This window comes from Companilactobacillus nantensis DSM 16982 (genome assembly GCF_001435815.1).
In the GTDB taxonomy this organism is placed as follows: Bacteria; Bacillota; Bacilli; order Lactobacillales; family Lactobacillaceae; genus Companilactobacillus; species Companilactobacillus nantensis.
The window spans coordinates 1-13,470 of the sequence record NZ_AZFV01000045.1 but is presented as its reverse complement, the minus strand read 5'-3'; the positions used below and the strand labels follow the sequence as shown (position 1 = coordinate 13,470).

At 36.6% G+C, this 13,470-nt stretch carries 15 protein-coding genes; 7 read left to right on the top strand and 8 right to left on the bottom strand.

Going from position 1 to position 13,470, the window contains the following annotated elements:
* Positions 1 to 183 precede the first annotated feature (183 nt).
* The 5 genes from FD31_RS12910 (at position 184) to FD31_RS12890 (ending at position 4,115) form a co-directional block, all read left to right on the top strand.
* The gene (locus tag FD31_RS12910) at positions 184 to 1,059 is read left to right on the top strand and encodes a metal ABC transporter solute-binding protein, Zn/Mn family (protein ID WP_057893197.1); all 876 of its coding nucleotides are present in this window, start codon (positions 184 to 186) and stop codon (positions 1,057 to 1,059) included.
* Positions 1,060 to 1,061: 2 nt separating this feature from the next.
* Positions 1,062 to 1,727 carry a metal ABC transporter ATP-binding protein gene (locus tag FD31_RS12905; protein ID WP_057893196.1) on the top strand — a complete coding sequence of 222 codons (666 nt, stop codon included), beginning with the start codon at positions 1,062 to 1,064 and terminating at the stop codon, positions 1,725 to 1,727.
* A gap of 3 nt (positions 1,728 to 1,730) precedes the next feature.
* Positions 1,731 to 2,528 (top strand): metal ABC transporter permease, encoded by a 798-nt coding sequence (locus FD31_RS12900; protein ID WP_057893195.1) that lies wholly within the window; start codon positions 1,731 to 1,733, stop codon positions 2,526 to 2,528.
* Between the two features lie 15 nt (positions 2,529 to 2,543).
* Positions 2,544 to 2,951, top strand: coding sequence for a GtrA family protein (locus FD31_RS12895; RefSeq protein WP_057893194.1), 408 nt, complete (start codon positions 2,544 to 2,546; stop codon positions 2,949 to 2,951).
* A 204-nt stretch (positions 2,952 to 3,155) separates the two neighbouring features.
* Positions 3,156 to 4,115 (top strand): NAD-dependent epimerase/dehydratase family protein, encoded by a 960-nt coding sequence (locus FD31_RS12890; RefSeq protein ID WP_057893193.1) that lies wholly within the window; start codon positions 3,156 to 3,158, stop codon positions 4,113 to 4,115.
* Here the strand turns inward: FD31_RS12890 and FD31_RS12885 are convergent.
* The 7 genes from FD31_RS12885 to FD31_RS12855 form a co-directional block, all read right to left on the bottom strand.
* Positions 4,096 to 4,974, bottom strand: coding sequence for a MurR/RpiR family transcriptional regulator (locus FD31_RS12885; RefSeq protein ID WP_057893192.1), 879 nt, complete (start codon positions 4,972 to 4,974; stop codon positions 4,096 to 4,098). The two genes, FD31_RS12890 and FD31_RS12885, sit on opposite strands and share 20 nt — an antisense overlap.
* Positions 4,975 to 4,992: 18 nt before the next feature.
* Complete coding sequence (locus FD31_RS12880; protein ID WP_057893191.1) at positions 4,993 to 5,670, bottom strand: TVP38/TMEM64 family protein; 678 nt, start codon at positions 5,668 to 5,670, stop codon at positions 4,993 to 4,995.
* Between the two features lie 101 nt (positions 5,671 to 5,771).
* Positions 5,772 to 6,644: a fructokinase ScrK gene (gene scrK, locus FD31_RS12875; protein WP_057893190.1), complete on the bottom strand. Its 873-nt coding sequence runs from the start codon at positions 6,642 to 6,644 to the stop codon at positions 5,772 to 5,774.
* 163 nt (positions 6,645 to 6,807) lie between these two features.
* Entirely contained in the window at positions 6,808 to 7,314 is a 507-nt protein-coding gene (locus tag FD31_RS12870; RefSeq protein ID WP_057893189.1) for a nucleoside deaminase, read from the bottom strand.
* A 73-nt stretch (positions 7,315 to 7,387) separates the two neighbouring features.
* Complete coding sequence (locus FD31_RS12865) at positions 7,388 to 9,004, bottom strand: putative polysaccharide biosynthesis protein (protein ID WP_057893188.1); 1,617 nt, start codon at positions 9,002 to 9,004, stop codon at positions 7,388 to 7,390.
* Positions 9,005 to 9,053: 49 nt separating this feature from the next.
* Positions 9,054 to 9,425 carry a DUF1304 domain-containing protein gene (locus tag FD31_RS12860; RefSeq protein ID WP_057893187.1) on the bottom strand — a complete coding sequence of 124 codons (372 nt, stop codon included), beginning with the start codon at positions 9,423 to 9,425 and terminating at the stop codon, positions 9,054 to 9,056.
* Positions 9,426 to 9,842: 417 nt separating this feature from the next.
* Entirely contained in the window at positions 9,843 to 10,154 is a 312-nt protein-coding gene (locus FD31_RS12855; protein WP_057893186.1) for a nucleoside triphosphate pyrophosphohydrolase, read from the bottom strand.
* Between the two features lie 178 nt (positions 10,155 to 10,332).
* On the opposite strand from FD31_RS12855, the gene FD31_RS12850 reads away from it, so the two are divergent.
* The gene (locus FD31_RS12850; protein WP_147007384.1) at positions 10,333 to 10,662 is read left to right on the top strand and encodes a hypothetical protein; all 330 of its coding nucleotides are present in this window, start codon (positions 10,333 to 10,335) and stop codon (positions 10,660 to 10,662) included.
* A 128-nt stretch (positions 10,663 to 10,790) separates the two neighbouring features.
* Positions 10,791 to 12,269 carry an IMP dehydrogenase gene (gene guaB / locus FD31_RS12845; RefSeq protein ID WP_057893184.1) on the top strand — a complete coding sequence of 493 codons (1,479 nt, stop codon included), beginning with the start codon at positions 10,791 to 10,793 and terminating at the stop codon, positions 12,267 to 12,269.
* Positions 12,270 to 12,481: 212 nt separating this feature from the next.
* On the opposite strand, the gene FD31_RS12840 is transcribed toward guaB, so the two are convergent.
* A partial coding sequence (locus FD31_RS12840; RefSeq protein WP_201782117.1) for an SLAP domain-containing protein occupies positions 12,482 to 13,470 on the bottom strand: 989 nt, incomplete at its 5' end.

The window sequence follows — 13,470 nt, the reverse complement described above, 5'->3', positions numbered from 1 at the left end:
AGCACCACGCGTATATATGTATTTTCTGAGGAGTCATGTTGCTTTTACTAAGCAAAATAGGCCAGGTCTTATTTTTTTTAGTAATGGTAATATGATTTCAAATTCTAAGTTTTAGTTGCTCTCAATATTTACTATTAAATAGAGCTATCAAACTTATTAGGAACTAGTCGAAAGGGATTATAAATGCGGAGAAGAAAAGTTTTCTTAATGGTTTTGTTTTCGCTGCTGCTGGTTATCGGTGGATGTGCTAAGCGACCAACGTCTCAAAGGGTTATCACAACAACGGTTAACACTTATATAGAACCAATTAAGAGCGTGGTAGGTGATAAATATAAAGTGGAATCGATTATTAAATCGGTTAATGTTGATCCACATAGTTTTTCACCTTCTAGTAATGATGCCAAATTGATTGCTGATTCGCGCTTAATCGTTTCGAGTGGGTTGGGTTATGATGATTGGTTCAACAAAATTGTGACTGCTAATAGTCAAAATAAAAATTTGATTGATTTTGCTGGGGATGTGCTGGATAAAAAAGATGGTGCGAATGAACATGTCTGGTTTGGCGTTCAAAATGTTCAAAAGTTAAGCCAAGCGGTTTATCAACATATGGCAAAGGTCGATCCGAAAAATAAGACTTATTATCAAGCTAACTTTAAGAAATATGATTTAAAATTAGATAGTTTAATCCAAAGAGAAAAAGCTTTAAAGCAGTACACTAACGGCAAGAAAGCTTATGTCACTGAACCTTTGCCTTACTATCTACTAAAAGATCTTGGTGTAACGATTGCTAATCCACATTTTGCTAAATCAATTGAGGATGATACTGACCCATCGATTGAAGACGTTAAAAGTATGGAAAATGGCTTGAAGAATCATCGGGTCAGTTTCTTAGTTGTTAATAAACAAGTTACCAGCGGTATTATTACCAAGATGACGAGTTTAGCCAAGCAATATCATGTGCCAATCGTTTACTTTACGGAAACATTGCCAAGTGATTTAGGATATTATGACTGGATGGATGGAAACATCACTCAGATTGAAAGGATAGTGAAGAAATAGCTGTGATTGAGGCAAAGAATTTAAGCAAAAGTTTTGGAAAACAACTCATTTTTAAAGATTTAAATTTCACCATTAACGATGGCGACTTTGTTAGTTTGATTGGACCAAATGGCTCTGGTAAAACGACATTGGTTAAAATCATGATGGGGTTGGAAAAGAAAACTAGTGGCGTGTTGAAAATTGATAAACAAACAATTGGCTACGTGCCCCAATTTCGGAATATTGATATTGACTACCCTTTGAATATTGAGCAATTTGTCCGTTTGAATTTAAAGTTCACCTTGAGTCCAGCCAAGCGTCGCCAAGATAATGCGACAATTGAAAAGATTCTTGAGAAGACTAAATTAACTAATTTGAAAGATCGTCCACTTGGTTTAGCATCTGGTGGTGAAAAACAAAAGGCTTATTTGGCACAAGCGTTGTTGAATGATCCAAAGATTTTGATTTTGGATGAATCGACTGCCAGTCTTGATGTTGAAGTTAAGATGCAACTGATGGACCTCGTGGAAGAATTGAATCACAAATATAATTTAACAGTTATCTTCATTACTCATGATTATGAGTTGACTAAAAAGTACACTAGTCGTGCGTTATTCTTCAAGCATCAAACAATTGAAGAAGTTAACGTAGCCGATGTTTCTGAAGATATGTTTGATATGGGAGGTTAGATTATGTTTGGTTATGAGTTTATGCGTGAAGCCTTTATTGCCAGTACTTTTATCGCTATAACGGCTGGTTTGGTTGGAGTATTCGTTGTTTCTCGAAACATGTCATTTCTGTCCCATACCTTGTCAGAAATCGGCTTTGCAGGTGCTTCATTTGGTATTTTAATTGGCATTTCACCGTTAGCAGGAATGATTATCTTTACGTTAGTTAGTTCGATTGCGGTAGGTAGTTTAAGTTCGGAGTCGTCACGTCGTGAAGCTTCAATCAGTGCGATTTCATCGTTGTTTATTGGTTTAGGAATCTTATTCTTGTCGCTCTCTTCGGAATCAAGTAGTTATGCAACCAATATTTTATTCGGAAGTATCGTCGGGATTAGTTCGAAAGAAGTTAATCAATTGATGATTTTGGCATTATTTGTTATTTTCGTGTTTATTATTTTCTATAAACCACTGTCATTTGATTCATTTGACCATATTGGCGCTCGTGCGGCCGGTTTGAAGACTAGATTACTATCGATTGCCTTTTTAGTAACATTGGCTCTGAGCGTCAGTATCGGGGCACAAATCGTGGGATCATTGTTAGTTTTCGTGCTTTTGACATTGCCTGGTGCCACAGCCAAATATGTGGTCCACACAGTTCCTAAGTTGATCATGGTGTCAGTTGGTTTATCATTAGCAGGCGTTTGGCTAGGATTGTACTTGGCTTTTGTAACAAATTGGCCAGTGACATTCTTTATCTCAGGCTTTGAAGTTATTGCCTATTTCTTAGGATTAAGCTATAAAAATTGGAAATTAAACCATTAAGGAAAATCATAAATAATGAAAGAATTATGGAATAAATATAAAGATGCGATTCCTTATTTGTTTTTTGGAGTCTTAACAACAGTAGTAAACTACGTAGCATTTGCGTTATTATGGCGTGCTATGGGTATGAATTCTCAAATTGCTAATGCAATTGCTTATCTAATTTCTGTTATTTTTGCCTATGTTACAAATAAATTATGGGTATTCGATTCACATACGACTACTTGGAAAGCTTTCTTTCAAGAAATGGGTTCGTTCTTCTTGTTTAGAGGTGGTTCTTGGTTAATTGATCAAGGAACAATGTTTATCGGAATGATTTTGCTACATGGAAATGGTTTTATTGTAAAATTGATTGCCAATGTGGTGGTTGTTCTACTTAATTACGTCTTTAGTAAATTTATTATTTTTAGAAAAAGAGACTAATCTTTGCGTTAACCATAAATTAAAAAATCCTTTAAGTTTACATTCGAATTACTAATGTAAATTTAAGGGATTTTTTTTAAGGCTTTTACGCCAAATGACGATAATAGGGTAATTTTTGTAAAAGCCTTTCTAATCTGTTCCGAAGATGATTTCAAGCCTATCAGAGATGATAGAATGGCTTCAAGTTCAAGGAGGATTTCATTTATGAAAATTATTGTATTAGGTGGATATGGTCATATTGGTTCATATTTGGTTCCTAAATTAGTTAAATTGGGTCATGAAGTTATTGCCGTAAGTCGTGGAAATCATGATCCCTATACAAAAAAGGATAGTGCTTGGAAACAAGTTGAACATCTAAGTTTAGATCGTGCCAAGGATTCAGCATTTGCTCAAAAGGTTGCCGATGTTAATGCTGATGTCGTAATTGATTTAATCAGTTTCAAAATTGAGGACACTAAAAAAATAGTGGCTGCTCTGAAGGGCACCAACTTAACTCATTACCTATTCTGTTCATCAGTTTGGGCACATGGTCGTGCTGAAAAATTGCCTGCTGATCCTAATTGCATCAAGCATCCATTAGATGATTATGGTAAAAATAAATATGCCGGAGAAATGTTTTTAAAGGACGAGTATCGTAAAAATGGTTTTCCAGCAACAATCATTATGCCAGGACAAATTTCTGGCCCGGGTTGGACAATAATCAATCCATTAGGCAATACAAATACTGAAGTATTTCAAAAGATTGCTAATGGGGAAAAGATTTATTTACCTAATTTTGGAATGGAAACACTTCATCACGTTCATGCTGATGATGTAGCACAAATGTTTGTTAAAGCTATTCAACATCGTAATCAAGCTCTTGGAGAATCATTTCATGCTGTTTCCGATACTTCATGGACATTATATGGATATGCAACGGCAATGTATAAATTCTTTAATAAAACACCAGATATTGGGTTTTTACCATGGAAAGAATGGTCAGAATATATCGGAAATGATGCAGAGGTAGAACACACGTATTATCACATTGCTAGGAGTGGGCAGTATAGTATCGAAAATGCTAAGAGACTACTGGGTTATTCACCAAATCACACGCCTCTGGATACTGTAGAGGAAGCAGTACAAAGCTATATTGATCGAGGAATTATTGATTATCCCGAATAATATGATTGTCAATATCTCTAAATTCAGTCTGTTGAGATAAGCTGATTTTATAATTATAATTATCATCAAAGTGTTGGGCAAAATAGCCTGAATATAAAATATCCAGAATCAATGAGATTGATTCCTGAGATGCAAATCCTGCAATCTTGGTATAAGAGCGCTCACGGGTTGAGATTCGTAATGTTATATCAGCTAATTTAGAAAGCTTATTATCACCAATACTCGTAATGGCAATTATAGGAACATGATTATGTTTCAGTATATTAATTACAGTGAATAAAGGATCCGATTCCCCAGAGTAAGAAATAAAAATTGCACAGTCATTGAGGTTCATCATGGCAGCTTCTTGGAACATTGTATTTTGAATTGGGAAAGTTTGAACCTTAGAGCCAATATGTCTCATCTTAAAAGAGAACTCTTCAGCTTGGAATATTATGTTTGATAATCCGAATATCCCCGTATTATTGGAATGATCAAGTAATTCGATTGCATAAGAGAGTGACTCGGAATCAATCAGTGACAGTGTGTCTAGAATACTTTCGTTTTTTAATTGGCCCAATTTATTAGCGATACTCGTTACAGAGTCAGCACCAGAAAATGGAATATTGGCGTCAATATTTTTAAAATGCTTGTGTAGATAAGTTAATTCTTCTACATAAGCATTTTTTAATTCAGTCCACCCATTGAAACCTAATTTTTTAGCGATTCGAACCAATACAGATGGTGAAGTGTAAGTCTCCTTGGCAATTTTTGTAGTTGAATAATCGTTGATGGTTTCTTGTTTATGCTCAATGAAATCTACAACGATTTGCTCATTTGCAGAAAAGTTGGTGGAATCGATTTTTTCTTGTAATAACAATGTTATGTACCTCGATAATTAATTTCTGGCTTTAATAATACGTTGATCGCGGCGGACGATTTCGTATAACCCGAAGAGTAGTAGAACTAGAACCACGACAATGATTACTGCTTTAGTGTTCCCTAGTAGTAAGGCGTCACCACCAAAGGCATAGAGGAATGAAACTGGTAGTGAACCAATAAAAATACAAAGAATTTTGTTTCGTAACGACATTTTCATTTCGATGGCTGCGTAGTTAACCAATAGCGTTGGTAACATTGGAACAGCATAACCGATGCTCAAACCTAGTCGAGGATGGTTCATATTTTTTAACCGATCAGCTAACGGACGAAAGCGGCTAGGTCTGGCTACATGGGGAAATTCACCAAGAATATAGACTGCAAGCAAGTTCCCTAAAACTATTCCCACGATATTGATTGCAAAACCAAGCCAACTTCCGAAACAAACGCCGGAAAGAACTGCTACTGCAGCAATTGGCATCCCGGGGATAGCTGAGCCAATCGCAATGACTGCCATGAATAAAACGGCGTTATGCTTACCTTGATGTCGTAGTAAATTGATCAAGGTCTGGCGGTCAAAGGCATAGGCAAAAAAGGTTTCGACAACATCACGATAGTTGATCCAAATTGAAAAAATTAGTCCGATTAATATTAAGATTCCCACTGTCGTCAAAATAATTTTATGCCATAGCTTCATTAGTTGTCCCCCAGAAAATATTTCTAGGTTCAACTTAGCATATTTATTTGTGAAAGTAACTAAAAAAATTCCTCAAAGCCTATTGCTTTGAGGAATTTTTGTTAATCTTGTAATTCACGAATAGCTAGTGCGAAGTCACCTAACGTTGCAGAACCATTATTTTGAACAATTGGCATTGTGATGTATTTTTCGAGTTCAGGTACTTCGACGTAATCGTTTAACAATTCTTTGAATTGGGCACGTACTTTAACAAGAAAGGCTTCACTAACAACACCGCCACCAAAGACGATTTTATTAGGACGTAGGATCAAAGTTGCTTGAATAGCAGCTTGAGCGACGTAATAAGCCATGATATCCCAAACGTGGTCAGTCAATGGCACGTCTTTACCAGGTTTTCCTAAACGAGCATCAAAAGTGGGACCAGCAACTAAACCTTCGAGACAGTCGCCGTGGAAAGGACAAATACCCTTGAAATCAAGGTCATCAGGGTGACGTTTCAAGAATGTGTGACCCATTTCAGGGTGACCCATGTTACCAACGAATTTACCATCAGCAATAGCACCAGCACCGACACCAGTTCCAATTGTGTAATAAACTAGTGAATCGATTTTTTCGTTAGATAACGTCGACATAACGTACTCACCGTAGGCAGATCCGTTAACATCAGTCGTCCAAAACATTGGTACATCAAAGTTTTCCTTCATCTTGCCGATAAAGTCAGTATTCTTCCAACCGGGCTTAGGAGTCGAGGTGATGTAACCATATTTGGGAGAGTTCTTGCGTAATTCAATTGGCCCAAAAGAAGCAATTCCTAAGGCTTCAATGTCAAATTTTTTAAAATAATCAATGGCTTTTTGTAATGTTTCTTCAGGTGTAGTTGTGGGGAAATGGATACTATCCTTGATGCGATAGTCTTCATCACCGACGGCACAGACAAACTTTGTTCCACCTGCTTCAATACTTCCTACTAGCATATTTATTTCTCCTCAAATTGAAGTAATCGTTTTCAAAGTTTTACGATACTATTAAAATTTTTTTACGTCAAATTGAATTTAATACTTATGGTTGATTCATTTCTGGTTAGGGGGACAACAAAAAAGAGTATTGCATATGAATACTCTTTTTTGTTTGGATATTTTAGTAAATTGTACTCTCCGAATTTTCTGCAAAACTATTAAACGATTTAATAGTAGTATCACGATCATGCTGTTCCAAATTCAAAAAGTTTTTATCCTTCAAACCATCATTCAAAAATTGGTAAATATTATCATCACGGAAACCGATGGCCTTAGCGTCTGCTGCGGTATTTCCATAATAACAAGTCTTGATATTAGCCCAAATAATGGCTCCAAGGCACATTGGACAAGGGTAGGCGTTGGTATATAACTCACAGTCCGATAAATCATAAGTACCTAATTTTGCACAAGCTTTACGAATGGTATAAATTTCCCCATGAGCTGTTGGATCGTTGCTTGAAAGGACGTGATTTCGACCTTGAGCTACCACCATGTCATCTTTCACAATCACAGTCCCAAAGGGGCCTCCCTCTTGTGTACCAACATTTTTAAGAGCCTCATTAGCGGCTAACTGCATATATTTCTTTTCGTATGCCAAACAAACACCTCCTAAGATATACACGGTCATTATAGTTCAAATATCGTTATCATTATAAGAGTAAAAAAATAGCCAAAGAATTTTTCATCCTTTAGCTAGAGTGTTAATAAATTTTAGTATCACGAATTTCTTTCAAAATCTTCAGGGAACCATCTTTGTAGCTGAGGAATCCGTAAACGGCAACTCCAATCAAACCACAGATGATTATAACAATTGTAGCGCCAATCTTAGTTGCGTCTGAAATTACTTTGACAACTAAGAAATCAGCGATAACAACGACAACTAGCATGATTAAGCCATCGATGAAAATTTTGAACAAACTTTTACCAAGTTCTTTATCAACGATATTGAATTGCTTATTAATCAAACGGAAAGCAAAATGTCCGGTAATCATGAAAGCAATGGTTGATGCTGCCAGAGGTCCATAGACACCCATAGCAAGTGTTAATGGAAGTTGAAGGACAACCTTAATTAGGTAAGCAATAACTAGGTAGATAAGTGATTTTTTGACGTGATGAGAAACTTGCAAAACATTTTCCAAAATTAAAAAGACACAGTAGAAGAAAGCTTCTAAACAAGAGACCATCAAAACTTTTGATCCGATAATACTTTGATCGTAGAAAACGAAAACGGTCCAGAGTTGACGGCTGATTGCTATCATACCGAACGTTGCGGGCAAAATTATGAACAAAGTAAATTGGACAATGTTACGCATCAATTTTTGAATTTGTTCAGTGCCCACTTTGCGACTAATCATAGCTGAAAGTGCAGGGATAACTGATGCAGAAACGGAGATGGCTAACGAAACTAAAATCATGATTAATTTGTTAGCTTGGAAACCAAACATCGCATATAAATCATCAATTGTTTTTTGACTAGCGTGCAAGATCAACTCATAAATCCAAGTAAAGGTTGTTTGATCGAACAATTGCAAGACGGTCATAATTGTATCAACTAACAAGAATGGAATGGCTGAACGAAGCATTGAACTGAAATTGATTTCTGGAATATTTGCATCTGTCGGAATATCGGCAGTTGTTTTAATGTCTGTAACGGTAATAGAACGGCGTACTCTGATTCTGATCCAGAGCAAGAATAAGTAAGCTAGCGTTGCACCAATGAATGAAGCTAAAGTTGATTGGTTAACGGCTGACATGTAGTTACCCTTTTGCAAAATCATAATTGTGTAAGTTGCGTAAAGCATGTAAGCAACACGAGCAATTTGTTCGATAACTTGTGAAAAGGCTGAGTAAGAAATAAAGGCATATCCTTGAATATAACCACGTAAAATACCGAGGGCGGGGATAATCAACATTGCAATACTCAAGTATTTAATCGGCGTTACGACACGCATATCGCCAGCGGCTAAAACAATAGCAACGTATTTGGCACCGAAGAACATAATTAGCGCTAAAACAATTCCGACTAACGACATATAAATCGTGTATTTTTTAAAGAGTTTTTCACTTTGATCGTAGCGACCCAAAGCATTGTGAGCAGCAACTTCTTTCGAAATAGCTGAAGGAATCCCAGCTGTGGCGATAATCAAAAAGAGGTTGTAAATGTTATAAACTTTACCGTACAAAGCATTCGCAGCTCCGACAGCAACAGGTCCAATCCAAATATTCCACGGAATAATGTAGACGACCGACAGAATACGGGAAAGAATCCCACTAAGTGAGATCCACAGGGAACTTTTTAATAATGAATCTTTTTTCATTTTATTATCCATTCTGTATAAAATTACTTATATTATAGAAGATTTTGATTTAGTGATAAAAAATTGCCACAAAAATTAAGGCAATTAGAGCGGGTAATCCTTGAATATAAAGGATTTTTTTAGTTGCTGTAACGGCGCCATAAACGGCCACTACAATAATGTAAATCATCATAAGAATCAAAATCATTTTTAAAGTCGAACCGGTGAAGAATAAGATCATCATTAAAATTAAAAGGCCGAGCATACCGTTGTAAATACCTTGGTTAGATAAAGCTGTTTGAGCTTCCTTAGTTTTCACAAAGTTAACTGGCATATCAAAAGCATTAGCTTGGACATCTGGCTTAGCAAACATCTCTAGACCGGCAATACCGATGTGTTCTAGAGCAACCAATGCCACTAAAAATAAAGTTAAGATTTGCATTGTAATCTTCTTTCTATTTAAAAGTATAAGTACCATAATAAACTGTTTTTTATGGTTGTACAAATTGTAATTAAAGTTGGCTGCCTCCGGTTGTAAGCAACAAAGTCTGCTATGGGACCGCTCGGAGCCAAGGTCTCCAAGCTCGGTTTTGAACTTCGCAAAGTACGCGAATTTCAAAACACGTCCTGTGATGTTAGGGCTAAAGCCCTAACATCACTATCACTGCTGACTTTGTTGCTTACAACCTCCGGCTAGAATAGATGGAATTATTTTATAGTTCTGTATAGCTCATTGGAAGTGTTAAGAATATTCCTAGCTCTTCCGACTAATGTGGTTGATAAGATTATTTTTTATTTACGATAAAACCCATTAAGTTAGCCCTAATCAAGCGGACAAAAAAGAAGAATCATAATACAATTACGATTCTTCATCAGGCTTTATCATAACAAATTTTTCGGCAAATTTACCCTTTTGATTAATTTTTGCTTGGCGTAGGCTATCCATTTCTTCATACGTTATGGATGCATCTTCTAAAATAGCACGGATAACCTCCTCGAGGTCCCCTAATTCTTCGACTAGATTAGCCCGTGTATCTGCGCCTTTGACTTCTTTAGCTTCTTCAGTGATTTTGTCACGGAGTGACAGTCGATAGTCCTCATTTGAGAGAACTTCGAAGGTGGCAGCGTCAGAAACGATATCGGGAATTTTGTCCCGAACTAACTTTTTCATGTTTACAGTCCCCCTAAAAAGTCTGTAGGGAAATCTTACCATGAAGATAAAAAAGTGCCAAATTATAACACGATTAACGAGCGTGCAATTTGATAACAATAATGTTGAAATGATATGATTTATTTAAATAAATTTATAAAAAGTGTTGATGATTATGAATCTAACCAGTGTAGTTACTATGGAAGTATATGGTGGGCTACTTTTGCTGATAATAACGGGTATAATTATTGCTTTGTTTATAAATGATTTTATTCGTAGAAGAATGATTTTAGCATGTAAGAACGCCTTAGAAAATAAAGCGGGTATATCTCAAATTGCAGCTGATAACGAAACAGCTGATTATTTACAACGGAATTATAACGGTAGTTTATACCGTATTGATGAATTGATTTCCAAAAAAGATAACATCATCAGATATAAATTATGTTTGAAAAAACGTAGTTTTGATTTTTATTTAAAAAAACAAAAGTTATTAAATTATAAAGTTATAGCAATAAAAATGTATTAATGGACTTGTCGTTTCGGCGATAGGTTCTTTTTTTTCACAAACTTTAATTGACTAACTCAGAAAAATTAGATACCATGTTTATAAATTTTACCCACTAATAGGTAAAAACAAATCTTAGGAGGAATATCATGTCGGCATGGGATACAAAATTTGATAAAAAGGGATTCACATTTGATGATGTTTTATTAATACCAGCAGAGAGTCACGTTTTACCAAATGAAGTAGATTTATCAGTTCAATTAGCTAAGAATATTAAACTAAACACTCCAATTATGAGTGCAAGTATGGATACAGTAACCGAAGCACCAATGGCCATCGCAATGGCTCGTCAAGGTGGACTAGGTGTTATTCACAAGAATATGAGTGTTGAACAACAAGCTGACGAGGTTTCAAAAGTTAAGCGTTCTGAAAATGGGGTTATCATCGACCCAATTTACTTAACAGCTGACGATAAAGTTAGTGAAGCAGAAAAATTGATGGCTACATATCGTATCAGTGGTGTGCCAATTGTTACCAATGCGACTGACTTGAAATTAGTTGGTATTATTACCAACCGTGATCTACGTTTTATTACAGACTACTCAGTTGAAATTGGTACTGTAATGACTAGTGAAGACTTAATTACAGCTCCTGTTGGTACATCTCTTAAAGAAGCTGAACAAATTCTCCAAGAACATAAGATTGAAAAATTACCTTTGATTGACGAAAATGGTCGTCTAGGCGGACTAGTTACAATCAAGGATATCGAAAAAGTTAAAGAATTCCCTAACGCTGCTAAAGATCAATATGGTCGCCTATTAGTTGCTGCAGCTGTCGGAGTAACAAGTGACACATTTGAACGTGCTGAAGCATTACTTAAGGCTGGTGCAGACGCAATTATTATCGATACAGCTCACGGTCACTCTGCCGGTGTGCTTAGAAAGATTTCACAAATTAGAGAAAAATTCCCAGAAGCTACGTTGATTGCTGGTAACGTTGCTACTGCCGAAGGTACTAGAGCACTATATGATGCTGGTGTTGATGTCGTTAAAGTTGGTATCGGACCTGGTTCAATTTGTACAACTAGAATCGTTGCTGGTGTCGGTGTTCCTCAATTAACAGCCGTATATGACGCTGCTAGCGTTGCTCATGAATATGGTAAGACAATTATTGCCGATGGTGGTATTAAGTACTCAGGAGACATTGTAAAGGCTCTAGCAGGTGGTGGTAACGCCGTTATGCTTGGCTCAATGTTGGCTGGTACAGACGAAGCACCTGGTGATTTCGAAATTTATCAAGGTCGCCGTTTCAAGACTTACCGTGGAATGGGTAGTTTAGCTGCCATGTCACATGGTTCATCAGATCGTTACTTCCAAAGTGGCGTTAACGAAGCTAACAAGTTAGTTCCTGAAGGTATTGAAGGCCGTGTCGCTGCCAAAGGTGCCGTTGGCGATGTAATTTATCAACTACTTGGTGGATTACGTTCAGGTATGGGTTACGTTGGTGCTCATAACTTGAAAGAACTCCAAGATGCTCAATTTGTTCAAATCTCAAATGCCGGTTTGAGAGAATCACATCCACATGATGTTACTATTACTAAGGAAGCACCTAATTATTCAGTAAAATAGAGAGAGTGGAACAGGCCCGGGAATTTCCGAGCATTTTCGTAACTTGATGAATTGCACGCTGGTTTTGCGTGTGATTTATCAAGTTATGAAAAGCGGAAGGAGTTGCCCTGTTGGAACTCGTTTTAGAGCCACTGAATGTATATAACAAAAAAAGATCCTACCGAACTTATTTAAAAGTTCGGTAGGATCTTTTGCTTTATTCAGATATTGTATTAACGATAATTTCTAATATCAACATCACTAGCTTTAACAAATTCGTTGGTAGCGACACGATAATACTTGTCACCATTGATATATGTAATACTATCAACTTTCCAACTAGAATCGTTTGATAGAGTCCTGTTTGTAACTTCAGCACCCTTAGCAGTGTAAAGTGTCGTGTATTTGTCAGCGTGAGTTGTTACGACCATATTTACTGGTGAGTAAACATAGACGTCGTCAGCATTAACAAATTCGTTAGTGGCAACACGATAATACTTAGTGTTATTAATAACGTAAGTTTCACGATCAGTTATCCAACTGCTGCTTGGTGCAAGTGTTTCTTTAGTAATTAGAACATTTTCAGCCTTGTAGAGATCCTTTTCAGAATCGTCGTAAGTTCTGATGTGTAAGTTGAGAGCTTGATATGGATAAACTTCTCCAACTTTGGCCCATTCGTTAGTAGCAACACGGAAGTAGCTGATGCCATCGACCGTGATTGTTGCGTCACTATACCAGTTTGAGGCAGTTGCAAGAGAGCGACTTGTGATTGGGGACATCTTATTGTCGGCACCTAGTTGGTAAAGTTCAACGTCTGGTTTGTCAGAATATGTGGATACTGTTTGTGGCTTGCTTTCAATTACACCTTCACCTGTGGTTGTCGGATTTACAGCACTTGATCCATCATGTGATGGATTTCTTGTATAAGAAAGTTCATCTGTTTCCGTGAGCGGTTTTGTAGTGTCATTAGCATTTGTGATAGTTGGGATACCGCTGGCATTGTAAGTGACGATTACTGAAGGAGCCTTGTAACCAGGTAATGCTTTGGCAGTTAATGTTACAGGACTATCTCCGTAATGACCAGCGGGAATGTTCCATTTTGTTGTTGTTCCATCAGGATTTTTGAGTGTTAATTTTTTATCATTATTAGTAATACCAATCAACTTGATAGGATTTTGAGTATCAATTATATTACTATTTTTATCTTTGTAGGTAACGACAC

Coding starts and splice junctions, on each gene's coding strand:
- FD31_RS12910 (WP_057893197.1), top strand. CDS start 184: ATGCGGAGAAGAAAAGTTTTCTTAATGGTTTTGTTTTCGCTGCTGCTG.
- FD31_RS12900 (WP_057893195.1), top strand. CDS start 1,731: ATGTTTGGTTATGAGTTTATGCGTGAAGCCTTTATTGCCAGTACTTTT.
- FD31_RS12895 (WP_057893194.1), top strand. CDS start 2,544: ATGAAAGAATTATGGAATAAATATAAAGATGCGATTCCTTATTTGTTT.
- FD31_RS12890 (WP_057893193.1), top strand. CDS start 3,156: ATGAAAATTATTGTATTAGGTGGATATGGTCATATTGGTTCATATTTG.
- FD31_RS12880 (WP_057893191.1), bottom strand. CDS start 5,670: ATGAAGCTATGGCATAAAATTATTTTGACGACAGTGGGAATCTTAATA.
- scrK (WP_057893190.1), bottom strand. CDS start 6,644: ATGCTAGTAGGAAGTATTGAAGCAGGTGGAACAAAGTTTGTCTGTGCC.
- FD31_RS12870 (WP_057893189.1), bottom strand. CDS start 7,314: ATGACCGTGTATATCTTAGGAGGTGTTTGTTTGGCATACGAAAAGAAA.
- FD31_RS12865 (WP_057893188.1), bottom strand. CDS start 9,004: ATGAAAAAAGATTCATTATTAAAAAGTTCCCTGTGGATCTCACTTAGT.
- FD31_RS12860 (WP_057893187.1), bottom strand. CDS start 9,425: ATGCAAATCTTAACTTTATTTTTAGTGGCATTGGTTGCTCTAGAACAC.
- FD31_RS12855 (WP_057893186.1), bottom strand. CDS start 10,154: ATGAAAAAGTTAGTTCGGGACAAAATTCCCGATATCGTTTCTGACGCT.
- FD31_RS12850 (WP_147007384.1), top strand. CDS start 10,333: ATGGAAGTATATGGTGGGCTACTTTTGCTGATAATAACGGGTATAATT.
- guaB (WP_057893184.1), top strand. CDS start 10,791: ATGTCGGCATGGGATACAAAATTTGATAAAAAGGGATTCACATTTGAT.